Annotated in this window: 4 protein-coding genes; 2 read left to right on the forward strand and 2 right to left on the reverse strand. The window is 49.6% G+C overall.

Annotated features, from left to right (window positions below):
• Nucleotides 1–175: 175 nt before the first annotated feature.
• Entirely contained in the window at nucleotides 176–670 is a 495-nt protein-coding gene (gene speD, locus B2Y11_RS05755; RefSeq protein ID WP_291057216.1) for an S-adenosylmethionine decarboxylase, read from the reverse strand.
• Between the two features lie 302 nt (nucleotides 671–972).
• Between speD and argR the strand changes: the two genes are divergently transcribed.
• Together argR and recN are read left to right on the forward strand one after the other, a co-directional pair.
• Entirely contained in the window at nucleotides 973–1,428 is a 456-nt protein-coding gene (gene argR / locus B2Y11_RS05760) for an arginine repressor (RefSeq protein WP_291057218.1), read from the forward strand.
• A 14-nt stretch (nucleotides 1,429–1,442) separates the two neighbouring features.
• Nucleotides 1,443–3,104 carry a DNA repair protein RecN gene (gene recN, locus B2Y11_RS05765; RefSeq protein ID WP_291057220.1) on the forward strand — a complete coding sequence of 554 codons (1,662 nt, stop codon included), beginning with the start codon at nucleotides 1,443–1,445 and terminating at the stop codon, nucleotides 3,102–3,104.
• 433 nt (nucleotides 3,105–3,537) lie between these two features.
• Here recN and B2Y11_RS05770 read toward each other — a convergent pair whose 3' ends face one another.
• Nucleotides 3,538–5,265, reverse strand: a complete 1,728-nt coding sequence (locus B2Y11_RS05770; protein ID WP_291057222.1) for a DUF4127 family protein — start codon at nucleotides 5,263–5,265, stop codon at nucleotides 3,538–3,540.
• Nucleotides 5,266–5,737 lie beyond the last annotated feature (472 nt).

Genomic DNA, 5,737 nt, shown 5'->3' on the forward strand with positions numbered 1-5,737 from the left:
CGAATTAATCAGTGCTTCCCTAGGACTGAAAGGCTGCGTCCATCTTAAGAACCTTTCTACACAACCCTTCTACACAACCCGCCGCCAAAGGCGGCCACAACCTTCGGGGCCGGAGGCCCCGTCAACCGGTTCCTCTGATTCCTCTGAACCTTCGGGACCAGAGGAGCCGTCACTGTCACTCCGGCCCCAGGGTATCTCTCTTTTCATTCTTATGGCGCATGTAGTTGGCTACTTTCTGGCCCGCTGTTTTCATCTGCTGCCCTGTGTTCTTGAATTTGTGGAGGGTAGTAGACTTGGATTTGATATTTGGCTTCATGTCGGGATTGATATTTCCCCGTTTTACAGAGGTGGCCCTGATTTTCTCCGGATGGAGGGAAGCGCGGAGCACTGCCATGGTGCGGGCGGGCTTCAAGTCCTGGTCAAAACTGTAAATGTCTACCGCTGCATAGCACAGCTTGGGGTACCAGTGAATGCAGATGTGGGATTTGGGGCCATAGGCGGCTGCAGTGATTTCTTCTTCACTTTCATGGAAGAAGGTATCCTTTACAATCATGCCGATTTTTTCGGCCGCATCGGCTAATGTATGAAGCGCCGTTTCGGAAGATTCGATGGCGTCCATGTCACAGTTATAACAGTCAATGAGCAGGTGTTTTCCAATATAATTATCCATAGCTGATTCCTTCTTTTTAATATATGCACATTGGATTCATTATAACAGAATTCTTTTACCTCTGCAGTAAAATTTATGCAAATCATTTGCATTTGTCTGGTGTATATTTCCGCATTCTTTGCAAAGTGTATAAATAAACGATGAAATGAAAAAAACTCTACATTACAGTGAATAAATCTTATTTTTATGCAGAAATTGTTTGACCTGCAGGGAAAAATGCTATAAAATGTATAAAATATACAAATTGGATTTTCCATAAAGCATTTATGCAGATTGTAAGGTATGAAACGAGGAGATCTCTTATGAAAAGATACAGAATCATGAAAATCAAGGAAATCATTCAGAACCAGGTCATTGAAACCCAGGAGGAACTGGCGGAAGCCCTTCGCAATGAAGGTATTGCTGTAACCCAGGCCACCGTGTCCCGGGATATTAAGGATCTGATGCTCATCAAGATTCCTTACAAGAACGGCCATTACCGCTATGCCCTGTCCAATGAAAAGCAGAGCGTCATGTCCAAGAGCCACACAGCCATCCTTTTCCAGGAAGCAGTGGTGAAAATCGACTCCGCCATGAACATGGTGGTGCTCCACACCCTTCCCGGCTCCGCTTCTTCCGTAGCCTTTGCCATTGATCATTCCAAAAATGATGTCATCATCGGCACCCTGGCAGGGGACGATACCGTGCTCATTATCCTGAAATCGCCGGAAGACGTACCGGTGCTCCTCTCCCATATCCAGAGTATGCTCAAGGACTGAGACGGTGAACTGATATGCTGCAGAGCCTTCATATCATTAATTTCGCCATCATCGAAGACACGGTCATTGATTTTGATCAGGGGGTCACCGTCTTTACCGGTGAGACAGGGGCAGGGAAATCCATCCTTATCGATGCCCTGGCCATGCTTACCGGTCGACGGGCCAGTACGGACCTCATTAGAACCGGCGCCGATTTCTTCAAAGTGGAAGGCGTCTTTTATGCAGACAATGATATCATTGACGATTTAAAGGAAGAGGGCATTGACTCCGACAATGGGCAGATTATCATTTCCCGCCGGCTGAACCGTTCCGGTCGGGGCATCTGTACCATTAACGGCAGTTTCTGCACTGTGAAACAGCTCCAGAAGCTGGGAAAGAAACTGGTCCGTCTCCATGAACAGAACGACAATATGGAACTCCTTTCCATACCATTCTGCGAAAAAATGGTGGACTCCGGCACCGCTGCCGTCATGGAAGCCTACAAATCCTACCGCGATTCCTATAAGGAATGGAAGAAACTGAAAGATGCCCTTGATGATTACCGGGAAAGAAAGCAGGAACGGGAAAGACGGCTTGACATCCTGGAATGGGAACTGAAACAAATCACCTCCGCCGCCCTGGCAGCAGGAGAAGACGAAGAGGTGGAAAAGAAACTGCAGGTCCTCCAGAACCACGAGCGCATTTTCCGCTCCCTTCATAATGCCCTGGACACCATCACCGCCGACGGCGGCCCCCAGGACTCCATTGCCGAAGCGGACAAGGAAATTTCCCAGGCCGCCAGATATGATGAAAAACTAAATCCCATTCTGGAGTCCCTCCAGTCCGCCTCCTATGCTCTGGAAGATGCGGTGAGCTCTATGGAAGATTACATTTCCGGTTCCGATTTTTCGGAAGAAGAACTGGCATCCCTGCAGGACCGGAATGAAGTCATTATGGAAATGAAGCGGAAGTACGGCCCCTCACTCTCCGACGTTCTCTCCTATGAAAAGAAAGCCCAGGCAGAATACGACTCCCTGAAAGAAATCATCTATGACAACGATACCATCCGCAAAAACTATGAAGAACTCACCGCCCTTCTCACGAAAAAAGCGGAAGTACTGAACAGGGAACGGATGAAATCCTCTGAAATCATTCTGGAAAAGGTAGTATCCTCCCTGAAAGACATGGGCATGGAAAATGCAAGAATGAAACTCCATCTTCTGCCATCCGAAGAACCCCTCCCAAACGGGGCGGCGGAAATGGAATTCTACTTCTCCGCCAACATGGGAGAACCCCTCCGCAGCATGAAAGACACCGCTTCCGGCGGCGAGATCTCCCGTATCGCCCTGGCCATTGAAATGGTCATCTCCCGTCTCCTCAGGCAGCAGACGCTGATTTTTGATGAAATCGACGTAGGTATCAGCGGTAAAGTGGGCCTCCAGGTAGCCAGAAAGATTGCCTTCCTGTCCCACGCCATCCAGGTCCTCTGCATTACCCATCTGCCCCAGACTGCCTGCGCTGCAGACCGCCACTATAAAATCGTAAAAACTGTCTCCCACGGCAGGACCGCTACCAAAGCTGTCCTTCTGAACGAAAAAGAACACCTGGCAGACATAGCCCTTATGATTTCCGGAAGTGATTCCTCCCAAAGCGCACTGGAGTCGGCAGTGGAAATGAAGAAAAAAGTAAAGGAATAAAAAAATCTCCCATGACTTTGCGGTCATGGGAGATTTTTATTAAGGAATGGGGAGTGGGGAATGGGGAGCATCGCCTCACTGTCATTTCGAGCGCAGCAAAGCGGAGTCGAGAAATCTCACTCCGGAATGATTCGCACCGCATTGGGGCAGGAGATCTCGGGACCCCGAGTTTCAATTGAGCCTGGGGAAGCACTGATTCATTCGCAGAATCGAATTTCATATNNTCATATGTATTTTTATCCAATGCTTCGTTATAAGTCTCCTTAAATAGCTCGCTATTCGCGTCGACTTGTTCCTTGCATTGAATAAAAATGCGAGAATGAAAACCGATAACGATTGAATCAGCGCTTCCCTAGACAGCATAATCCTCAACTCTTCGCCCGCAAAGCGGGTGCCAACATTCCCTTTTGACCTGGGGCCTAAAAGCAGCCTTTTACCTATTAATCACAATGGTAGAAATATCCCCTTCATTTCCATCATCGGAAGAGGCAGCATGAACGGGAGCTTTTCCCGCTGCCTTGGCTTTGGCTTCTGCTTCCGCCTTTGCCTTTGCTTCAGCTGCCGCTTTTTCTTCGGCTATGCGCTGTTTCTCTGCCCTGGTCTGATACACGGTGTACCTTGGCCTGGAGGAGACAAGGGCGTTAATTTCAAAGAGACGGTTCCAGGGGAAGTCAGCGGATACGGTGGCAGGATTGAGGCCCATTTTCTTCTTGGCAAATTCCTGGATTTCTGCAATCATTTCCTCTTTGATGGCAGGGGTAGGTACCATGTTGGTGGTTTCCTTTTCCGTCATGCGGGCGATGTTCTTCCGTACATTGGCCTGGTAGGCCCAGTTGTCTATATACTGCTCAGTGAGCATATTTCTATGATCTTCTTCCGACATATCCGGCGAGAGCACCGCCTGGGCGATGGCGTAGCCGATGGTGTTGGAGGCGGTGTTCCAGCCGTTGTAGGCAGCCACTTTATAAAGCAGATTATCCTTGATCATGAGATTCATCAGGGTATTGTCGGAGCCGTTGGCAAAGTACACGTCCACCATGGAAACAGGAATACCCCGGTTTACCACATTTTTCACTTCATCCATGAAATCGGTGGTACTCTTTTTCATCATGCCGAAATTACTGAACTGCCCCGATTCGCCGGTGGAGGAAATGGGGGTATTCACTGCCAGTACAATGTCCGGAATGTTTTTACCTGCCATGGTGCCTCCCACCGCTTCGATATGCTCACTGATGGTCTTCCCGATGGGCTGGTTTTCATAGCTGGGAATCGTATTTTCCGCCCGGCCCAGGGGATAAATCACCGTGAAGGATGGCTTTTGATGATTGCTGTCATTATGATAGCGGGCGATGAGAAGGAGCGCCAGCTGGTCTGCGCCGGGGAAGGAACCGTAGCGGCTGGGAGGAAGGCTCTTGGCGTCTACTGCCAGATACCGGGCCTCCAGGGCAGACTGGGAGTTCTTGCTGTTGTCGTCATGACCTTCGCAGAAATAGGTGAAAACGCCGCTCTTTGTATCTTTGATGAGCATGCGGTTGATGGTATTATTTTTAGTCCGCCGCTTGAACCAGTCCTGCAGATATTCAGAAGGAATGGACAGCTTCAGGGACAGAAGCTCCGCTGCCTCATCGGTGGTGAGTTTTCCAGCGTCCATCTTATCCTGGAGCCCCGAGAGACGGTACAGGTCATTGCCGTACTTAGTATAGTAATAGGGCTCCACCCCACTGCCGGAAGCATAGGGCGTACGCATGATGGTACCGAAGGCGTAAATAGGAGTTTTCGGGTACGCAGAATGGAGGGACTTGATTTTATTCTCCCTGGCCATGAGGGTATTGAGAGACTCATTATGCTTTCTGGAGTCCACCAGACCGCCGTAAATCAGGGTATCCGTGGAAAGCACCGCCGCATCGGCCCGGCCCATATTCTGCTGCACCCAGCGCCATATCTGGTCAGGACTTCCGCGGAAATTTTTCCCCGACAGATAAGCTCTGGGTGGTGTCAGGATAGTATAGCCCGCCCTTTCGGCAGTGGAAACCGTATAATCAAGACTCACCGGCCGGTCATCCTGAGGCACCAGCAGAATGGTCTTTGCCTCAGCCGTACTGGCAAAGACAGAAAGACCGGCAGCCAGTACAAGAAGACAAATCTTTTTATGAAAAATCAATGGTTTTACCTCCCCTGTGAATTGAGTCATTTCTATTATTATATCATGGGAGAAATGGCGGGGAAATGATTTTGAAAAGGGAATTAGTACTTTGGCATTTTGATTTCTCCTAACAATCTCCCTTTTTTTTATTAATGGAGGGGAGACGTCGCCCACAGGCGACAGAGGGGGGTGCATTTTACACGTTAGAAGGAAGCCATTGCGATAAAACCGGTGTAGTGAGCTGGTGGGCTGGCGAGCTGGGACAACTATACAACCGCTCCTGCGGCGCGCAGGAAAAGCAGGACCCCCTTTGGTGGCTGTCGGCACCACCTTTTCCCCTGTTCAGGGGGCACTATGGGTGCTGAACACTGTGCCACAAGACTCTACAGGAAAGCATTGAGAAGCCTATTCTCTCCCCTGAATAGGGGGGAGTCCGGCGCAGCCGGATAGGGGGTGGCCGCCAAAGGCGGCCAATTCAGCAGAATGTTTA

The sequence above is a fragment of the Dialister sp. UBA1703 genome (assembly GCA_002320515.1).
In the GTDB taxonomy this organism is placed as follows: domain Bacteria; phylum Bacillota; class Negativicutes; order Veillonellales; family Dialisteraceae; genus Dialister.

Bases quoted from the DNA above. Each gene is read 5' to 3' on its own strand.
- speD (WP_291057216.1), bottom strand. From the start codon at position 670: ATGGATAATTATATTGGAAAACACCTGCTCATTGACTGTTATAACTGT.
- argR (WP_291057218.1), top strand. From the start codon at position 973: ATGAAAAGATACAGAATCATGAAAATCAAGGAAATCATTCAGAACCAG.
- recN (WP_291057220.1), top strand. From the start codon at position 1,443: ATGCTGCAGAGCCTTCATATCATTAATTTCGCCATCATCGAAGACACG.